The following is a 20,482-nucleotide window of genomic DNA, read 5'->3' on the forward strand; positions in this document are numbered from 1 at the left end:
GTCGGCGAAGACCGCGTCCTGCATGCCCGTGAACGGGCGTGAAATATGAAAACCGATTCCACTTGCAAGCCGAATTCAGGCAGGAAACCTCATGACCGACGCGTTCGAACTCCCCAGCACACTGGTCCAAGCCCTCCAGCGCCGCGCGGCCCTGACGCCGGACCGGGTGGCCTTGCGTTTTCTCGCCGAAACCCAGGATCAGGCTGTGGTGCTCAGTTATCGTGAGCTGGACCTGCGGGCGCGAACCATTGCCGGCGCGTTGCAGGCCCAGGCGTCGTTCGGTGATCGCGCGGTGCTGTTGTTTCCCAGCGGCCCGGATTACGTCGCGGCGTTCTTTGGTTGCCTGTACGCCGGGGTGATCGCGGTGCCGGCCTATCCGCCGGAATCGACCCGTCGTCATCATCAGGAACGCCTGCTGTCGATCATCAGCGATGCCGAGCCGCGCCTGCTGTTGACCAGCGCCGACCTGCGCGACGCCTTGCTGCAAATCAACGGGGCGCCGCCGCTGCTATGTGTCGACACCCTCGACAGCGCCCTGGCTGAACGCTGGGTTGCGCCGGACCTGCAAGGCGAGCACATCGCTTTCCTGCAATACACCTCTGGCTCCACCGCGTTGCCTAAAGGCGTGCAAGTCAGCCACGGCAACCTGGTGGCCAACGAACGATTGATTCGTCACGGCTTTGGCATCGACCTCAATCCTGATGACGTGATTGTCAGCTGGCTGCCGCTGTACCACGACATGGGCCTGATCGGTGGTCTGCTGCAGCCGATTTTCAGTGGTGTGCCGTGCGTGTTGATGTCGCCGGCGTACTTCCTCGGTCGCCCGTTGCGCTGGCTGGAAGCGATCAGCGAATACGGCGGCACCATCAGCGGCGGGCCGGACTTCGCCTATCGACTGTGCAGCGAGCGCGTCAGCGAATCGGCTCTGGAGCGCCTTGATTTGAGCGGCTGGCGCGTGGCGTATTCCGGTTCCGAACCGATTCGCCTCGACACCCTGGAACGCTTCGCCGAGAAGTTCGCGGCCTGTGGCTTTACGTCGGACAGTTTCATGGCCTCTTACGGTCTCGCGGAAGCGACACTGTTCGTTGCCGGCACTCCGCGCGGTCGGGGCATTCCGGCGTTGCGCGTGGACGATCAGGCGTTGGCGCAAAACCGCGCCGAACCGGGCGACGGCAGTCCGGTCATGAGTTGCGGCATCAGCCAGCCGGATCATGCGGTGCTGATTGTCGATTCGGTATCGCTCGAAGAACTCGCCGACAACACGGTCGGTGAAGTCTGGGCCGCCGGGCCGAGCATCGCCCATGGCTACTGGCGCAACCCTGAAGCCACGGCCAAGACCTTCGTCCAGCACGCAGGCCGCACCTGGCTGCGCACCGGCGACCTGGGCTTTTTACGTGGCGGTGAACTGTTCATCACCGGGCGCCTGAAAGACATGCTGATCGTTCGTGGCCATAACCTCTATCCGCAGGACATCGAGCAGACCGTCGAGCGTGAAGTGGAGATGGTGCGCAAAGGTCGCGTGGCTGCGTTCGCGGTCAACCTCGAGGGACAGGAAGGTATCGGCGTCGCCGCGGAAATCAGCCGCAGCGTGCAGAAAATCCTGCCGCCCGAGGCGCTGATCAAAGCCATCCGTCAAGCGGTGGCCGAGGCGTATCAGGAAGCGCCGAGCGTGGTGGTGCTGCTCAATCCGGGGGCGCTGCCCAAGACTTCCAGCGGCAAGTTGCAACGTTCGGCCTGCCGCAATCGCCTGGCCGATGGCAGCCTCGACAGCTATGCGGTTTTCCCGTCGGCAGCGAACGAAAGTGAAGGCAGCAGCGAGTCGGGTTCCGAACTGCAAACCCTGATCGGCCAGATCTGGTGCGAGCAATTGCAGGTCAAGCAAGTCAACGCCGACGATCACTTCTTCCTGCTCGGCGGTAACTCCATCGCCGCCACTCAAGTGGTTGCTCGCCTGCGTGAAACGTTGGGTCTGGAGCTGAATCTGCGTCTGTTATTCGAAGCGCCGACCCTCGGCGCGTTCGCCGCCGCCGTCGCCCGGCAACAACAGGATGGCGGCCTCGCCCAAGGCGCGATCACTCAGCTGTCGCGCAACGACGCCATGCCGCAATCCCTGGCGCAAAACCGTTTGTGGATCACCTGGCAACTCGACCCGCAGAGCAGCGCCTACAACATTCCCGGCGCCTTGCGCCTGCGCGGCGAACTGGACGAAGACGCCTTGCGCGCCAGTTTCCAGCAACTGATCGAGCGTCACGAATCCCTGCGCACGCGGTTTTTCGAGCGCGACGGTGTGGCCCTGCAACAGGTCGATACTGGCGCTGCATTCAATCTTCAAGTGATCGACATCAGCGACGTGCCTGCCGCCGGGCGTGAAGCCCGCGCGCAACAAATCCGCGAGGACGAAGCCCGCACCCGGTTCGACCTGGAGAACGGCCCGCTGCTGTGGGTGACCCTGGTGCGCCTCGACGATGAGGATCATCAACTGCTGGTGACGATGCATCACATCATCGCGGATGGCTGGTCGCTGAACATTCTGATCGATGAATTCTCGCGCCTGTATGCGGCGGCCTCTCAAGGCCAGACCACCAGCCTCCCGGCCTTGTCGACCCAATACGCTGACTATGGCAGTTGGCAGCGCCAGTGGCTGGCGCAAGGGGAGGGCGAACGGCAACTCGCTTACTGGAAAGAGCAGTTGGGTGATGAGCATCCGACCCTGAGCCTGGCCACCGACCACCCACGTTCGGCACAACACACCCATAGCGCCGCCCGCCACACCCTGCGGTTGGACGCGAGCCTGAGCAACGCGATTCGCCAGACCGCCCAGGCCCATGAATCGACACCGTTCATGCTGTTGCTCGCAGCGTTCCAGAGCCAGCTGCATCGCTACAGCGGCCAGCGCGACATCCGCATCGGCGTGCCGAATGCCAACCGTCCACGCTTGGAAACCCAGGGGTTGATCGGCTTCTTTATCAACACTCAGGTGCTGCGCGCCGAGGTGGATTCGCGTCTGCCGTTCATTGAGTTGCTGGCGCAAACCCGGCAAGCCGCATTGGGCGCGCAAGCGCATCAGGACCTGCCGTTCGAACAGCTGCTCGAAGCCTTCCCCCAGGCTCGCGAACAAGGTTTGTTCCAGGTCATGTTCAACCACCAGCAACGGGATCTCAGTGCACTGCGCCGCTTGCCGGGGCTACTCGCCGAAGAGCTGCCGTGGCACAGCCGCGAAGCCAAATTCGACCTGCAACTGCACAGCGAAGAAGACCGCAACGGGCGCTTGAGTCTGTCGTTCGACTACGCCACTGAACTGTTCGACGCGGCGACCATCGAGCGTCTGGCCGAGCATTTCAGCAACCTGCTGCGAGCCGTCTGTGAGCGTCCGCAACAAGCGATCGGCGATCTGCAACTGCTGACCGCCGCCGAACAGGCTCAGCAAAATGACTGGAGCGTTGCTCCGTGCAAACCGGCGCAGCAGTGGTTGCCGGAACTGCTCAGCGAACAAGCACGCCAGATCCCGGAGCGCACCGCGTTGCTGTGGGACGGCGGCAGCCTGGACTTCGCTGAACTGCATACTCAGGCCAACCGCTTGGCGCATTACCTGCGCGACAAAGGCGTCGGCCCGGACGTGTGCGTGGCCATCGCCGCCGAGCGTTCGCCGCAACTGTTGATCGGCTTGCTGGCGATCATCAAGGCCGGCGGCGCTTATGTGCCGCTGGACCCGGATTACCCGGCTGAGCGCCTGGCCTACATGCTCAGCGACAGTGGCGTCGAGTTGTTGCTGACCCAAGCCGAATTGCTCGGCCGCTTGCCGGCCACTGATGGCGTCTGCGTGATTGCCATGGACGCCCTGCACCTGGAGAGCTGGCCAAGCCATGCGCCGGGTCTGCACCTGCACGGCGACAACCTGGCCTACGTGATTTATACCTCCGGTTCCACCGGCCAGCCCAAGGGCGTTGGCAACACTCACGCAGCGCTCGCTGAACGTCTGCAATGGATGCAGAACACTTATCACCTGAACGATACCGACGTGCTGATGCAAAAAGCCCCGATCAGTTTTGACGTGTCGGTGTGGGAGTGTTTCTGGCCGTTGATCACCGGGTGCCGCTTGCTGATCGCCGGTCCCGGCGAACATCGCGATACACACCGCATCGCGCAACTGGTCAAGCAGTACGGTGTGACCACGCTGCACTTTGTGCCGCCGCTGCTTTCGCTGTTCATCGACGAACCGCTGACCGCCGAATGCACCAGCCTGCGCCGGGTGTTTTCCGGCGGCGAAGCCTTGCCCACCGAACTGCGCAACCGCGTGCTGACGCAACTGCCGGCGGTGCAACTGCACAACCGCTACGGCCCGACCGAAACCGCGATCAACGTCACCCACTGGCACTGCACAACCGCCGATGGCGAGCGCTCGCCGATTGGCCGGCCATTGGGCAACGTGCTGTGCCGGGTGCTCGACAGTGACCTCAACCCGGTGCCGGCCGGCGTGCCGGGTGAACTGTGCATCAGCGGTATCGGTTTGGCCCGGGGCTATCTGGGCCGTGCGGGGCTGACGGCTGAGCGTTTCGTGGTCGATCCACTGGGCGAGCAGGGCGCGCGTCTGTACCGCACCGGCGACCGTGCGCGCTGGACCGCCGATGGCGTAATCGAATACCTCGGTCGTCTCGATCAGCAGGTCAAACTGCGTGGCTTTCGTGTCGAGCCGCAAGAGATCGAAGCGCGGCTGTTGGCACAATCCGGCGTCGCCCAAGCGGTGGTGCTGGTGCGCGAAACGGCGGTCGGCGGGCAGTTGATCGGTTACTACACCGCCACTGATTCCACTGAAGACCTCGACACTCAAGCCGCACGCCTGAAAGCCGTGCTGGCCGCTGAGTTGCCGGAATACATGGTGCCGGCGCAACTGATGCGTCTGGACCAAATGCCCTTGAGCCCGAGCGGCAAACTCGATCGCCGCGCCTTGCCGGAACCTCAGTGGCACGTCCGCGAGCACGTCGAACCGGTCACGGCGCTTGAGCAACAAATCGCCGGCATCTGGCGTGAAGTGCTGGGCCAGACGCAGATCGGTCTGCGCGACGACTTCTTCGCCCTTGGCGGCCACTCGCTGCTGGCCACGCAAATCATCTCCCGTACCCGTCAGGCCTGCGACGTCGAGTTGCCGTTGCGAGCGCTGTTCGAGGCCAGTGAGCTGGGCGCGTTTGCCGAACAGGTTCGCTTGATCCAGGCCAGCGGCAAAACCAACCGGCAGCCACTGATCGAGAAGGTCGACCGCCGCCAACCGGTGCCGTTGTCCTATTCCCAGCAACGCATGTGGTTCTTGTGGCAGATGGAACCGGACAGCCCGGCCTACAACGTCGGCGGCATGGCGCGGTTGCGCGGCGTGCTGGATGTCGGGCGTTTCGAGGCGGCGTTGCAAGCGCTGATCATGCGTCACGAAACCCTGCGCACGACATTCCCGAGCGTCGACGGCGTGGCCCGGCAACAGGTGCATCCGGACACCGGTATGCGCATGGACTGGAAGGATTTCTCCGCGCTGGCGGCTGATACTCGTGAGCAGCGTGTCCAGCAACTGGCCGACAGCGAGGCGCACACGCCTTTCGATCTGGAAACCGGACCGTTGCTGCGCGCCTGCCTGGTCAAGACCGCCGAGCAGGAACATTACCTGGTGCTGACCCTGCACCACATTGTCACCGAAGGCTGGGCGATGGACATCTTCGCCCGGGAACTCAGCGCGCTCTACGAAGCGTTCGTCGATGACCGCGAATCACCACTGCAACCCTTGCCGGTGCAGTACCTGGATTACAGCGTGTGGCAGCGTCAGTGGCTGGAATCCGGCGAACGTCAGCGCCAGCTCGATTACTGGACCGCGCAACTGGGCCGCGAACATCCACTGGTGGAGTTGCCGGCTGATCGTCCGCGTCCGCCGGTGCAAAGTCATCAGGGCGAACTGTTCCGCTTCGACCTCAGTGATGACCTCGCGGCGCGGGTTCGTGCCTTCAACGCAGACAACGGTCTGACCCTGTTCATGACCATGACCGCCGCCCTGGCCGTGCTGCTTTACCGCTACAGCGGCCAGACCGACCTGCGCATCGGTGCGCCGGTGGCCAACCGCATTCGCCCGGAAAGCGAAGGGTTGATCGGCGCATTCCTCAACACCCAAGTGCTGCGTTGCCAGCTCGATGGGCAGATGTCCGTCGGCGAGTTGTTCGAGCAGGTTCGCCACACGGTGATCGAAGGCCAGTCCCATCAGGACCTGCCGTTCGATCATTTGGTCGAAGCCCTGCAACCACCGCGCAGCGCCGCTTACAACCCGCTGTTCCAGGTGATGTGCAACGTGCAGCGCTGGGAATTCCAGCAGCGCCGCACCCTGGCCGGGATGACCGTCGAGTACCTGGCCAACGATGCGCGCGCGACCAAGTTCGACCTCAACCTGGAAGTCACCGACCTCGACCATCGCCTCGGTTGCTGCCTGACTTACAGCACCGATCTGTTCGATGAGCCGCGCATTGCGCGCATGGCCGGGCACTGGCGCAATCTGCTGGAAGCGTTGCTGGCCGATCCGCAACAGCGCTTGAGTGAACTGCCGTTGCTCGACGCCACTGAACAGCAAAACCTGCTCGACAACCTCGGCATCGAGCCGGGTGAGCATCGCCTCGATCAATGCATTCATCAGCTGTTCGCTGAGCAGGCGCTGGTGCGCATGGGCGCGCCGGCGCTGACGTTCGCCGGGCAAACCTTGAGCTACGCCGAGCTCGACAGCCGCGCCAATCGTCTGGCCTGGATGCTCCGTGAGCGCGGTGTCGGGCCGCAAGTGCGGGTCGGCTTGGCGTTGGAACGTTCGCTGGAGATGGTCATCGGCTTGCTGGCAATCCTCAAGGCGGGCGGCGCCTATGTGCCGCTGGACCCGGAATACCCGCTGGATCGCCTGCGCTACATGATCGAAGACAGCGGCATCGGTTTGTTGCTCAGCGATGCGGCGATGTTCGCAGCACTCGGTGAATTGCCGGCCAGCGTCGGTCGTTGGTGCCTGGAAGACGATGCCGCGGACCTGGCCAATTACCCGGCCAGCGAGCTGCCGTTTATCAGTATGCCGCAGCATCAGGCGTACCTGATTTACACCTCGGGCTCGACCGGAAAACCGAAAGGCGTGGTGGTGTCCCACGGTGAAATCGCCATGCATTGCCGCGCGGTGATCGAGCGTTTCGGCATGCGCCCGGATGATTGCGAGCTGCATTTTTATTCAATCAACTTCGATGCTGCGACCGAGCGTCTGCTGGTGCCGCTATTGAGCGGTGCGCAGGTGGTCCTTCGCGCTCAAGGCCAGTGGGACGCGCAGGAAATCTGCGGGCTGATTCGTCGCCACCACATCAACATCCTCGGCTTCACCCCAAGCTACGGCAGCCAGTTGGCGCAATGGCTGGCGACCCAGGGCGAAACCCTGCCGGTGCGCATGTGCATCACCGGTGGCGAAGCCCTGACTGGCGAACACTTGCAGCGGATTCGCGCGGCGTTCAAACCGAGCCTGTTTTTCAACGCTTACGGCCCGACCGAAACTGTGGTCATGCCGCTCGCCAGCCTGGCCCCCGAGCAATTGGAAGAAGGGCTGGGCAGTGTGCCGATTGGCAGCGTGATCGGCGCTCGGGTGGCGTACATTCTCGACGCCGATCTGGCGTTGCTGCCGCAAGGCGCGACCGGCGAGTTGTATGTCGGCGGCGCCGGTCTGGCGCAGGGTTATCACCAACGTCCGGGGATGACCGCCGAACGCTTTGTCGCTGATCCTTTTGCCGCGAACGGCGGACGCTTGTACCGCACCGGCGACCTTGTCCGTCAGCGCGCCGATGGCCTGGTCGAGTACCTCGGCCGTATCGACCATCAAGTGAAGATCCGTGGTTTTCGCATCGAACTGGGCGAGATCGAAACCCGTCTGCTGGAACATGAGTCGATCCGTGAAGCGGTCGTGCTGGCGCTCGATGCGCCGAGCGGCAAGCAACTGGTGGGCTATCTGGTTACAAACGTGGCCGAGCAGGATGAAGCGCAACAAACTGCACTGCGCGAAGCGTTGAAGGCGCACCTCAAATCTCAGTTGCCGGATTACATGGTGCCGACGCACTTGATCCTGCTGGCCAGGATGCCGCTGACCGCCAACGGCAAACTCGACCGCCGCGCACTGCCGGCACCGGACCCGGAGTTGAATCGTCAGCAATACGTGGCGCCGAGCAACGAACTTGAGCTGACCCTGGCCGGCATCTGGTGCGAAGTGTTGAACGTGCGGCAGGTCGGCCTTAACGACAACTTCTTCGAACTGGGCGGCGATTCGATCCTGTCGATCCAGGTGGTCAGCCGGGCGCGGCAGCAGGGTATTCACTTCAGCCCGCGCGACCTGTTCCAGCACCAGACCGTACAGACGTTGGCTGCGGTGGCGACCCGCACCGAGCAGTTCACCGCCGAGCAAGGTTTGCTCATGGGTGAATCGCGTATGACGCCCATTCAGCATTGGTTCTTCGACACCGAAATCCCGCAGCGTCAACACTGGAACCAGGCGTTGCTGCTGGCGCCGACCGTGGCGCTGGAGCCGCATCGCCTGGAGCAAGCGCTGCTGGCAGTGATCGAACAGCACGATGCCTTGCGCCTGCGCTTCACCGAAGTCGCCGGTCATTGGCAGGCCGAGCATCAGGCAGTTTCCGACGCTGCCGTGCTGTGGCAAGTGCAGGTGCCGACGATGGACACATGCGCGGCACTGTTCGCCGAAGCCCAGCGCAGCCTCGACCTTGAGCAGGGGCCACTGATGCGGGCGCTGTTGGTCGACGATCCCGAGGGGCAACAACGGTTGTTCATTGCCATTCACCACTTGGTGGTGGACGGGGTGTCGTGGCGGGTGCTGCTGGACGATCTGCAAACGGTTTATCGCCAACTGGACGCAGAGCAGTCAGTAAAACTGCCAGCGAAAACCAGTGCCTTCAGGGACTGGGCCGCACGGTTGCAGGCTTATGCCGGCAGCGAATCCTTGCGGGAAGAATTGAGCTGGTGGCAGGCGCAACTGGCCGGCCCAAGCGCTGAATTGCCGTGTGATCGGCCTCGGGGCGGGCAGCAGAATCGTCACGCACAAACCGTCAGCGTGCGCCTCGACAGCGAGCACACCCGCCAACTGTTGCAACAGGCGCCGGCGGCTTATCGCACCCAAGTCAACGATTTACTGCTGACTGCGTTGGCCCGTGTGCTGTGCCGCTGGAGCGGTCATGCGTCGGCGTTGATTCAACTCGAAGGCCACGGTCGCGAAACCCTATTCGACGAAATCGACCTGACCCGCACTGTCGGCTGGTTCACCAGCGCGTATCCGCTGCGCCTCACACCTGCGAACGGGCAGGGTGCATCGATCAAGGCGATCAAGGAGCAACTGCGCGCGGTGCCGCATAAAGGCCTGGGGTATGGCGTGCTGCGCTACCTGGCCGATGGCCTGTGCCGACAGACCATGGCCGCGCTGCCGGTGGCGCCGATCACCTTCAACTACCTTGGCCAGTTCGACCAGAGCTTCGGCAGCAATGCGCTGTTCCGTCCGCTCGATGAGCCGGTGGATGCGGCCCATGATCCGCATGCGCCGTTGCCCAACGAACTGAGCATCGACAGTCAGGTGTACGGTGGTGAACTGGTGCTGCGCTGGACCTTCAGCGCCGAACGCCACGACCGGCAAACCATCACCGACCTGGCGCAGGCGTATCTGGATGAATTGCACAGCCTGATCCAGCACTGCCTGAGCGACCACGCGGGCGGCCTGACGCCGTCGGACTTCCCGCTGGCCAGATTGACTCAGCCGCAACTCGACGCACTGCCAGTCCCGGCGGCGATGATCGAAGACGTCTACCCGCTGACCCCGATGCAGGAAGGCATGTTGCTGCACACCTTGCTCGAACCGGGCACCGGCCTCTACTACATGCAGGACCGCTACCGCATCAACAGCGAGCTCGACCCCGAGCGCTTCGCCCAAGCCTGGCAAGCGGTGATCGCCCGTCACGAAGCCCTGCGCGCGTCGTTCTGCTGGAACGTCGGCGAAGACATGCTGCAAGTGATCCATAAACCCGGCAGCACGCCGATCGAGTATCTGGACTGGAGCGCGGTTGCCGAAACCGAGCAAGAACCAAAGCTGCAGGCGCTGCTGAAAAGCGAGCGCGAGGCCGGGTTCGATCTGCTCAACCAGGCACCGTTCCATCTGCGTTTGATCCGCGTCGGCGCGGCGCGCTACTGGTTCATGATGAGCAACCACCACATCCTCATCGATGCCTGGTGCCGTTCGCTGCTCATGAACGATTTCTTCGAGATCTACACCGCCCTCGGCGAAGGCCGGCAAGCGCAACTGGCCGTGCCGCCGCGTTATCGCGATTACATCGGCTGGCTGCAACGCCAGAGCCTGGCCGAGGCGCGGCAGTGGTGGCGGCAGAACCTGCAAGGTTTCGAGCGCACCACGCCGATTCCGAGCGACCGGCCGTTCCTGCGTGAACATGCCGGCGACAGCGGCGGCATGATCGTCGGCGACCGTCACACAAGGCTTGATCCCCGGGACGGCGCGCAATTGCGCGAACTGGCCCAGGCCCATCAGTTGACCGTCAACACCTTCGCCCAGGCGGCGTGGGCGCTGGTGCTGCGTCGCTTGAGCGGCGATCGCGACGTGTTGTTCGGCGTCACGGTGGCCGGGCGTCCGGTGGAGATGCCAGAGATGCAGCGCACCGTTGGGCTGTTCATCAACAGCATCGCCCTGCGGGTGAAAATGCCCGAGGACGATCAGCGCTGCAGCGTTCGTCAGTGGCTCAGCGGTTTGCTCGACAGCAACATGCAACTGCGCGAATACGAGTACCTGCCGCTGGTGAGCATTCAGGAAAACAGCGAGTTGCCTAAAGGCCAGCCACTGTTCGACAGCCTGTTCGTGTTCGAAAACGCCCCGGTGGAAGTCTCGGTGCTGGACCGTGCGCAAAGCCTCAATGCCACTTCGGATTCGGGCCGCACCCACACCAACTTCCCGTTGACGGCGGTCTGCTATCCGGGGGATGACCTGGGCTTGCACTTGTCCTACGACCAGCGTTACTTCGACGAATCCACCGTCGAGCGCATGCTCGGTGAGTTCAAGCGCCTGTTGCTGGCGCTGGTCGAGGGCTTCCACGGTGACATGGCCGATTTGCCGCTGTTGGGCGCCGAGGAACAGGACTTCCTGATCCATGGCTGCAACCAGAGCCAACACGACTATCCGCTGGAGCAGAGCTATGTCTCACTGTTCGAAGCGCAGGTTGCCCGGCATCCGCAGCGAATTGCCGCCAGTTGTCTCGATCAGCAACACAGCTATGTTGAGCTGAACCAGCGCAGCAACCGTCTCGGCCATGCCTTGATCGCTGCAGGCGTCGGCCTCGATCAACCGGTGGCGCTGCTCGCCGAGCGTAACCTCGATCTGCTGGGCATGATCATCGGCAGCTTCAAGGCCGGTGCCGGTTACTTGCCGCTGGACCCGGGCCTGCCGAGTCAGCGCCTGAGCCGGATCATTGACCTGAGCCGCACGCCGTTACTGGTCTGTACTCAGGCGTGCCGTGAACAAGCCGTCGCGCTGCTGGAGGAATTCGGTTGTGCCAACCGGCCTCGATTGCTGGTTTGGGAAGACGTGCAGGCGAGCGACGTTTCGGTGGCCAATCCAGGTATTTACAGTGGCCCGGACAACCTCGCCTACGTGATCTACACCTCGGGCTCCACCGGCCTGCCGAAAGGCGTGATGGTCGAGCAGCGCGGCATGCTCAATAACCAGTTGAGCAAGGTGCCGTACTTGAAACTGAGTGACGCCGATGTGATCGCCCAGACTGCCTCGCAAAGCTTCGATATTTCGGTCTGGCAATTCCTCGCGGCGCCGTTGTTCGGTGCTCGGGTGGACATCGTGCCGAACAGCATCGCCCACGATCCGCAAGGCTTGCTGGCTCACGTCCAGAGCCAGGGCATTAGCGTGCTGGAAAGCGTGCCGTCGCTGATTCAGGGCATGCTCGCCCAGGACTGCATGAGCCTCGATGGCCTGCGCTGGATGTTGCCGACCGGTGAAGCGATGCCGCCGGAACTGGCGCATCAATGGTTGCTGCGTTACCCGCAGATGGGACTGGTGAACGCTTATGGCCCGGCGGAGTGCTCGGACGATGTGGCGTTCTTCCGGGTCGACCTGGCCTCGACGCGTGGCAGCTATTTGCCGATCGGTACGCCGACCGACAACAACCGTTTGTACCTGCTCGATGGCGCGCTGGAGCTGGTGCCGTTGGGGGCGGTGGGTGAGTTGTGCGTGGCCGGCACCGGGGTGGGGCGCGGTTATGTGAGCGATCCGTTGCGCACGGCGCAGGTGTTTGTGCCGAACCCGTTCGGTGCGCCAGGGGATCGTCTGTATCGCACCGGTGACCTGGCCCGTCGGCGCAGTGATGGCGTGCTGGAATACGTCGGACGTATCGACCATCAGGTGAAGATTCGCGGTTACCGCATAGAACTGGGTGAAATCGAAGCGCGTCTGCATGAACAGCCGGAAGTCCGCGATGCGGCGGTCGGGGTGCAGGAGGGCGTCAACGGCAAGCATCTGGTCGGCTATCTGGTGGCAGCGGATTCGGCGCTCAATCCGAACGAACGACTGGAGCGGATCAAGCAGCGCTTGCGTGCCGAACTGCCGGAATACATGGTGCCGCTGCACTGGTTGTGGCTCGACAAGCTGCCGCTCAACGCCAACGGCAAACTCGATCGCAAGGCCTTGCCGGCACTGGAGATCGGCCAGTTGCAGAGCCAGGACTATCAGGCGCCGGGAAATGAGCTGGAGCAGACCTTGGCGGATATCTGGGCCGAAGTGTTGAAGGTCGAGAAGGTTGGCGTGCGTGACAACTTCTTCGAGCTGGGTGGGCATTCGCTGCTGGCCACGCAGATTGCCTCGCGGGTGCAGAAAGCCCTGCAACGCAACGTACCGCTGCGGGCGATGTTCGAGTGCAGCACGGTGGCGGAGTTGGCCGAGTACATCGACGGGTTGGCGGTGAGCGACATCACCGAGGAGAAGGTGGATCGGTTGAATGACCTGATGGCGGAGCTGGAGGGGCTTTAACCCGGGTTGACTGCCGAGCCCACGCGGCTCAGGCTTCCCGTGGTTTTTTAATGGATCCTCTTTCACCAGGGAGACAGTCGATGCCCTTCGTAACGGTTGATGGACAAGCGCTTCACTACATAGATCAAGGCACAGGTCCGGCGGTATTGCTGGCCGGGAGCTACCTGTGGGACCAGGCCATGTGGGCGCCGCAGATTGCGGTGCTGTCGCAGCACTATCGGGTCATTGCCCTGGACCTCTGGGGCCATGGCGAGTCCGGGCGGATGCCCGAGGGCATGACGTCGCTGGATGACGTGGCGCGTCAGGCACTGGCATTGCTCGATCATCTGGACATCGATCGCGTCACGCTGGTCGGTCTTTCGGTCGGTGGCATGTGGGGCGTTCGCCTGGCACTGTCGGCGCCGCAGCGGCTCAACGGGCTGGTGCTGATGGATACTTACGTTGGTGTCGAACCGGAACCGACTCGTCAGTATTACTTCTCGCTGTTCAAACAGATCGAAGACAGCGGTGAGATCTCGTCGCAACTGCTCGACATTATTGTGCCGATCTTCTTCCGTCCGGGCATCGATCCGCAGTCGGCTTTGTATCAGGATTTCCGCGCCAGGCTGGCTGCATTGCCAGTCAACCGGCTGCGTGAAAGCATCGTGCCGATGGGGCGGATCACGTTTAGTCGTGATGATTTGTTGCCGCGCCTGGCTCAGCTGAACCCTGAAACCACGCTGTTGATGTGTGGCGACCAGGACAAACCTCGGCCGCCATCGGAAACCCAAGAGATGGCCGAGTTGATCGGTTGCCCGTATGTGCTGGTGCCGGAGGCGGGGCATATTTCCAGTCTGGAGAATCCGCAGTTTGTTACAGATGCGCTGCTGAAATTTCTGGCCGACAGAAATCCGTGTAGCGCTTGATTAAAAAGATCGTCCGAACGCGGCCCGAGCCTTCGGACGATCTTTTGATCTTTATTTGGGCCCGAGAATCTTCAGCAACTTGTCCGGCGACGGCGCGCCTTGCTGTTGTTGCAACTGGCCCTTTTCATCCATGTAGAAAATCGCCGGAGTGGCGGCCAGTTCCAGGTCTTCCATCAACTTCATGTTCGCCGCCAGTTTCGCCTGAACCGCCGGTGGTACGTCCTTCAAGGCCTTGAGCGAGCTGCCCTTGCCGGATTTCTCGTGTTCTTCCAGGGCTTTCTGCGGGTCCTTGGCGGCCAGCAGCGCGGCGGATTTTCCCGGGCTGTCTTCGCGAATGATGCCGACCATGATGTGTCGCAACTGCACCTTGCCGGCCTGGACCCACGGCCGTGCCTGTTCCCAGAACATGTTGCAGTACGGGCAGTTCGGGTCGCTGAACAGGTAGACGACCCTTGGTGCGTCCTTATTGCCGTCACCGATCCAACTGCTTGCTTCCATCTTGCCCCAGACTTCCTTGGCCATCGGCGCGTAGACCAGTTTCTGCAACGGTGCGCTGCTCAGGTCATTGCCGTCGGCGTCGTACAGATTGCCGAGCAGCACATGTTTGCCGTCCGGGGTCAGGTACAGCGTCATGCCGCGGTTCTGGTACTGCGCCGCGTAACCGCGCAGGCCGTCGGGCGCGTCGAAGGTACCGACGATTTTGGCGCCCTTGGCTTCGATCTTCTTGATTGCTTCAGGCAGTTCTTCGGCCTGTACCGACGGCAGGTGCAGCAGGGCAGCACCCAGGGTCAGTGTCAGCAGGTGGCGGAGGCGGAGCATGGCAATTTCCTTGAAGGCGTGGCCGAGGTGGCCGGGTTCGGGGTGTCGAAGTGTTCCAGGGCGCGGGCCAGGCTGGCTTCCGACAACTCACCCAGGTGACTGCCCAACAGATACCCGTTGGGGCTATAGAACAGCGTAGTCGGCAATGCCATGGAACCCACGGCCTGGCTCAATCGACCGCTGCCATCGAACAGCACGTTGGTCAGGCTCAGGCCCTGGGTTTCGAGGAAAGTGGCGACGCTCTGCATGCTTTCGCTCTGGTTGACGAACAGGAAGGTCAGGTCCGGGCGCTGTTGCTGGGCGTTCTCCAGCACCGGCATTTCCCGGCGGCACGGCGGGCACCAGGTGGCCCAGAGGTTGATGACCAATGGGCCGCCCTGGTAGTCGCTGAGTTGTAGGGTCTGGCCAGCGGCATTGCGCAAGGTGATCTGCGGCAGGCGCGTGCCTTGTTCGTAAATACTCAGGGAGAAACTCGCCAGCAGCCAGAACACCAGACCGCTGGCCACGCCAAAGCCCAACGGCCGACGCAGGCCCGGTTGACGCCAGCCTCGGTACAACGTCGCCAGCAGGAGCACGACCACCCCTGGCCAGGCAAGAAAACCACCGTCGCGCAGGTCGATGATCTGCCACGGGTCGTTGCGATAATGTGCCCAGTAGGCAATCACGAAGCCGACCCGGGCCGCCAACATGCCCAACAGGAACAGGCTGAACAGTACCGATTCCGGGTTCTCGCCGCCACGCTTGGCCACCCGCCAGCCGACAAACGTCGCCAGCGCCAGGGCACTGATCAGCAGCAAATGGTTAAGCGCGATGGCAAAGGTGCCGAGGGTAAAGGTCAGCATTAACGAGCGTCTCGGGTGGTGGTCCAGCGTTGCAGGAAAGTGCCAGCATCGACCTCGCCGGTGATGCGCTGGCTGCGACGCTCTTCGCCGTCGGTGCCGATCCACAACAGGCTCGGCGGCCCCGGCACTTTATAACGGCCGAGCAGTTCGCGGCTGGCGGCATTGTCGGCGGTGACGTCCAGCCGTAGCAAGCGCACATCGCTCAGCGCATCCAGCACCTGGGGTTTGCCGAAGACCTGTTTTTCCATGACTTTGCACGACACACACCAGTCGGCGTAGTAGTCCAGCAGCACCCATTGGCCCTGGGCCTTGGCGGCGTCGAGCTCACGTTGCAGGGACGCGGGCTCCTTGATCGTAGTGAATGCATCGTGAGCGCTCGGCGAGACAGCGCCGGTACGACCGGCGCTGTACACCTGCAACGGCTGATACGGATCGTCACTGCCGCCCGCCGCACCGACCACCAGCAGGCTGCCCCATAACCCCAACAGCAGCGAACTGGCGCCGAACAGGTGGGCCACGCGGCCAAATCCCTGGGACTGCTTCCAGGCGCTGTAGGCGGTGATCAGCAGCAAACCGCCACACAAACCGAGCCACAGCGATTCATCCAGCACCGGACGCAGCATCAGCAAAGCCGTGGCGAGAAACAGGAAACCGAACACACCCTTGAGCAGGTTCATCCATGCGCCAGGTTTAGGCAGGAAGCGATTGCCGACGGTGACCAGCAGTAACAGCGGCACACCGATGCCGATGCCCAGGGCGAACAGAATCAACCCGCCGTGCAGCGCATTGCCGCTCTGGGCGATATAGAGCAGGGCGCCGGCCAATGGGGCAGTCATGCACGGTCCCACCAACAGACCGGACAAGGCCCCCAGCACACCGGCGCCCATCAGGTTGCCACCGCGCTGGCTGCGTGAAACATGTTCCAGCCGATCCCGCACGGCCACCGGCAATTGCAGTTCAAAAAAACCGAACATCGGCAAGGCCAGCAGTACGAACACCGCCGCAAAGCTGCCCAACAGCCATGGATTCTGCAGCAGCGCTTGAAGGTTCGCGCCGAGCGATGCCGCCAGAACACCCATCGCCGCATACACCAGCGCCATGCTGATCACATAACTGCCGGCGAGGGCAAAACCGCGTTTGGGCGTGGCACCACTGCCAACGATCAACCCCGCCAGAATCGGCAGCATCGGCAACGAGCAAGGGGTGAAGGCCAGCAACAGGCCCAGACCAAAGAACACCAACAAGCTCCAGCCCAGCGCACGTTGTTGCAGGTCACTGGCCAGGGCTTGATCCGGTGCTTCGTTGACCACTGCAGTGGCAACATTGCCGCCCAGGTCCACGACCTGAGTCTGCGGTGGATAACACAAGCCGGCATCGGCACAACCCTGGAAACCTACCTTGATCTGACCGGTGGCACCGGCCGGAATCTTCAGTTCCAGACCCTGACGATATACCGGCTGCTCTCCGAAGAACTCGTCACTGTGCGTTTCACCTTCGGGTAACACAGGACGCTGCTCCCCAAGCAAGCCATCGAATTTCAGACGCTTCTGATAGAGGTAATAACCGTCGGTAATCTGCCAATAGAGCTGTGTTTCACCTGAATCAAGGCGTTCGGAGGTGAAGACGAATGCCTTTTCCACCGGCAGAAATTCGGGTTTGGCTTCGAACGGATTGGTCCCTGCCTGGGCTACACCCGAGATCAAGAGAACGAAAAATAGAAACAGTCGACGCATGGGTAAGCCTTATCCCTGTGCAAGTGAGGTGCACAATGGGTGGCGGCGATTAACCGATGATTAACCGCCGCCTGGCCTTGAACCTCAGCCCCGCAAGAGTCCGGGCCAATTGCCGTCATTGATTTTCACAGGGCCGGTCTCTGCCTTGTTGTTCTTGAGGTTGTACCTGATGTATTCGTTGTTCGTGAGGAAAATATAGTAGTAGGTGTCGATAAGGGGCGCGTCGTTTTGCACCGCCGTTATAATTCGATCTTTATAGTGTGACAGTCCTGGCCAGGAGTCGGGCGTTATCGGCAGTCGTGTGGTTGTTTTTGTGATGTAGTTAAAGGTGATGTAGTGCCCATCATTCATCAGGAATCGAAATACATTTTTTGGCGCAAAGGTATCCCACCACGTGCCGGCAACTATGTTGTCAAAGTAAGGAAGTAAGGAGTGCCATGGGGAGTTTTCAAGGCGATAGTTTGCGACTGGCTTGTCAAGGTCCTGATCGTACTTGCAGACCATCGGCGTATCGCCGCCGTAATAAAATAGCCACAGAATATCATCGCCTCCGCCCCAGGAACCGCCCAGTGCAGGAGCTGTGAATCCGAAACGCAGGTTTTTGAGTTGAGCATGAACGGCCCCCCAATTACCGGATGTAATATTGGCAGGAAAACCCGCTTCTACCGTGTTCGAGGCAATATCAAATCGTGAATATTGATTGGTGTCTTTGAAGAAGAAATAGATTTTATCTTTTCCGGCGCGCCAGTCGACGGCAACAAAGTTGTTGAGTTTTGGCATGAACTGAATCCTTTCAGTTAAGTGAGGTTTTGTTTGTGTGGTGTTTTTAAATGAGTGGTTGGTTGTGGTTTGTGTCGGGTTTAGATTATCGCGATGTAATGCTATTCAGTATGGTTTTTTAGAGGGAGGTTGTTTCGGTTTGAAACCGGTCTGTGTACTGCCAACTAACTGACGCACTGAAATGATCAGGCGATTATCAAATACCCCTCTGATACGCTGGTGCGACGGCTGAACGGCAGCGATGCTTCTCGTCGGCAGTGGGCCTTGCCATAATTGCGGCTTAATCCTCAGCTGCTTCACTCGCTTTTTTGTCCTGGGGGCTCCCATGCATGTACTGGTTTGCGAAGACGATGAGCTGATCGCCAGCGGTATTGTTGCCGGCCTGACCGCACAAGGCCTGACCGTCGAGCACGTCGCCACCGCGTCGACTGCCCGGGCGATGCTCAAGGTGGCTGAGTTCGATGTCATGGTGCTCGACCTTGGCCTTCCCGATGAGGATGGCCTGAAGCTGTTGCAGCAGTTGCGTCACAGCGGCCTGGAGATTCCGGTGTTGATTCTCACGGCGCGGGATTCGGTCACCGATCGCGTTGACGGCTTGCAGGCCGGGGCCGACGATTACTTGCTCAAGCCTTTTGACCTGCGCGAACTGGCAGCGCGCCTGCACACGTTGCTGCGGCGAGTGGCGGGGCGCAGCGTTAACCTGATCGAGCACGGTCGTTTGACCTACGATCCGAGCAGCCGCGAAACCATGCTGGGTGGCCAGCCGGTGGACCTTTCCCGTCGCGAGCAATCGCTGTTGCAAGCCTTGCTGCACAACCGTGGTCGCGTACTCTCAACCGAGCAACTGAAAGACAGCGTCTACGGTTTCAACGATGAGCTGGAAAGCAACGCCCTTAACGTCCATATCCATCACCTGCGGCGTAAACTCGGCAATGGCATTGTCGAGACGGTGCGTGGCCTGGGCTATCGCCTGGGGCCGGCCGATGGCGGAGAAGAATCGAAGTGATGAGCCTGCGTTTGCGTCTGAGCCTGACCCTCGGCGCTGCATTTGCGCTGATCTGGGCCTTGGCCGCCGCCTGGATGCTCAGCGATCTGCGCAACCAGATGATGTTTTCCCTCGACCAGCGGCTGGTCGCCTCGGCGCGGATGGTCGCCGGGCTACTGGAGCAACTGCCGGCGTTGCCGAGCAAGGGCGAGGGCACCCATTTCAGCGCTGAACAACTGAATATCCCCGGCGGCATGGCCTGTCAGGTCAGCTCGTTGCGCGGCGAGATTCTGGCCCGCAGCCACAGCAACCCCGAGCAAGCGCTGGAAGCCGAGAAAATGGGCTTCCACGATCAGATTATCGACGGCGCGCCATGGCGCAGTTTCACCCTGGCGCGGGGCGATGTGCGCATCACTACCGCCGACCGGCAGATCGAGCGTGAAGCGCTGAACATGTCCATTCTGCTGGCGGCTTCGGTGCCGGTCGGCGTGGCGCTGCTTGGCTGCCTGTGCCTGTTGTGGCTCGGCATCGGTCAGGGGCTGGCACCGCTCAATCGTATGCGCGATGCGTTGATGCGGCGTAGCGCCGATTCTCTGGAGCCATTGCAGATCCAGCCGTTGCCCAGCGAATTGCAGCCGTTGCTGGAAACCCAGAATCAGTTGTTCCAGCGCATCGGCAAGACCATCGAGCGTGAACGGCGCCTGACCGGTGATGCGGCGCACGAATTGCGTAGCCCGCTGACTGCGATCAAAACCCATCTGCAAGTGGCGCGCATGACCGACGGTGCCGCGCGGGATCAGTCCCTGGCCCGGGCTGAAGAGGGCGCCGACCGCCTGCACCGTACCCTTGAACAATTGCTGTTGCTGGCGCGTGTCGAGGGCAGCCTGTCGTTCGATGATGGCGTGCAGTGCAGCGCTGAGCAGGTGGCGAAACTGGCGATTCAGGATGCGGCCAGCGGCGATCGTCAGCGGATCAAGTTTCAGGTGCCGGCCAGATTCTCCGATGCGCCGCTGCAAATGCCCGCAGTGCTGTCGATTGCTGCATTGCGTAACTTGCTCGACAACGCCCTGCGCCATACGCCGGGCGATGGGGCGGTGGAGCTGAGCCTGGAAACCAATGGCAATCGTGTGCACTTTTTGGTGCGCGACCACGGCCCGGGAATTGCCGAAGACGACTTGCAACACCTGACTCAACGCTTCTGGCGCAACGGCCAGAGCACCGGTTGCGGCCTCGGCCTGGCGATTGTCCAGGCCATCGTCCAGCGCTGCGGCTGTACCCTGCATTTCGACAGCCGGCCGGATGGCCTGCGGGTTGAATTGACGATGCCGTTGCAACCTGTCTAA

At 61.9% G+C, this 20,482-nt stretch carries 8 protein-coding genes; 4 read left to right on the plus strand and 4 right to left on the minus strand.

The features are described 5' to 3' along the window. The first annotated feature begins 91 nt into the window (after window positions 1-91). Together AF70_RS09635 and AF70_RS09640 are read left to right on the plus strand one after the other, a co-directional pair. The gene (locus AF70_RS09635; protein WP_028939032.1) at window positions 92-13,075 is read left to right on the plus strand and encodes a non-ribosomal peptide synthetase; all 12,984 of its coding nucleotides are present in this window, start codon (window positions 92-94) and stop codon (window positions 13,073-13,075) included. A gap of 80 nt (window positions 13,076-13,155) precedes the next feature. Next, window positions 13,156-13,980 carry an alpha/beta fold hydrolase gene (locus AF70_RS09640; RefSeq protein WP_028939033.1) on the plus strand — a complete coding sequence of 275 codons (825 nt, stop codon included), beginning with the start codon at window positions 13,156-13,158 and terminating at the stop codon, window positions 13,978-13,980. Between the two features lie 51 nt (window positions 13,981-14,031). Here AF70_RS09640 and dsbG read toward each other — a convergent pair whose 3' ends face one another. The 4 genes from dsbG to AF70_RS09660 form a co-directional block, all read right to left on the minus strand. Next, a complete protein-coding gene (dsbG, locus tag AF70_RS09645) occupies window positions 14,032-14,799 on the minus strand; it encodes a thiol:disulfide interchange protein DsbG (RefSeq protein WP_018929978.1) in 768 nt (255 codons plus the stop codon). Then, window positions 14,775-15,641 (minus strand): TlpA disulfide reductase family protein, encoded by an 867-nt coding sequence (locus tag AF70_RS09650; protein WP_019582492.1) that lies wholly within the window; start codon window positions 15,639-15,641, stop codon window positions 14,775-14,777. Before AF70_RS09650 ends, dsbG begins: the two co-directional genes overlap by 25 nt. Continuing rightward, window positions 15,641-17,374 (minus strand): protein-disulfide reductase DsbD, encoded by a 1,734-nt coding sequence (dsbD, locus tag AF70_RS09655; protein WP_028939034.1) that lies wholly within the window; start codon window positions 17,372-17,374, stop codon window positions 15,641-15,643. The genes AF70_RS09650 and dsbD overlap by 1 nt, the downstream gene beginning before the upstream one ends. Before the next feature lie 84 nt (window positions 17,375-17,458). Next, window positions 17,459-18,154, minus strand: coding sequence for a hypothetical protein (locus AF70_RS09660; protein ID WP_019582490.1), 696 nt, complete (start codon window positions 18,152-18,154; stop codon window positions 17,459-17,461). 325 nt (window positions 18,155-18,479) lie between these two features. Here AF70_RS09660 and AF70_RS09665 point away from each other — a divergent pair, with 325 nt between their 5' ends. Together AF70_RS09665 and AF70_RS09670 are read left to right on the plus strand one after the other, a co-directional pair. Beyond that, the gene (locus tag AF70_RS09665; protein WP_019582489.1) at window positions 18,480-19,160 is read left to right on the plus strand and encodes a response regulator; all 681 of its coding nucleotides are present in this window, start codon (window positions 18,480-18,482) and stop codon (window positions 19,158-19,160) included. Further along, on the plus strand, window positions 19,157-20,482 hold the full coding sequence (locus AF70_RS09670; protein WP_019582488.1) for an ATP-binding protein: 1,326 nt from the start codon (window positions 19,157-19,159) through the stop codon (window positions 20,480-20,482). The genes AF70_RS09665 and AF70_RS09670 overlap by 4 nt, the downstream gene beginning before the upstream one ends.

Source organism: Pseudomonas sp. KD5 (genome assembly GCF_012932895.1).
Classification (GTDB): Bacteria; Pseudomonadota; Gammaproteobacteria; order Pseudomonadales; family Pseudomonadaceae; genus Aquipseudomonas.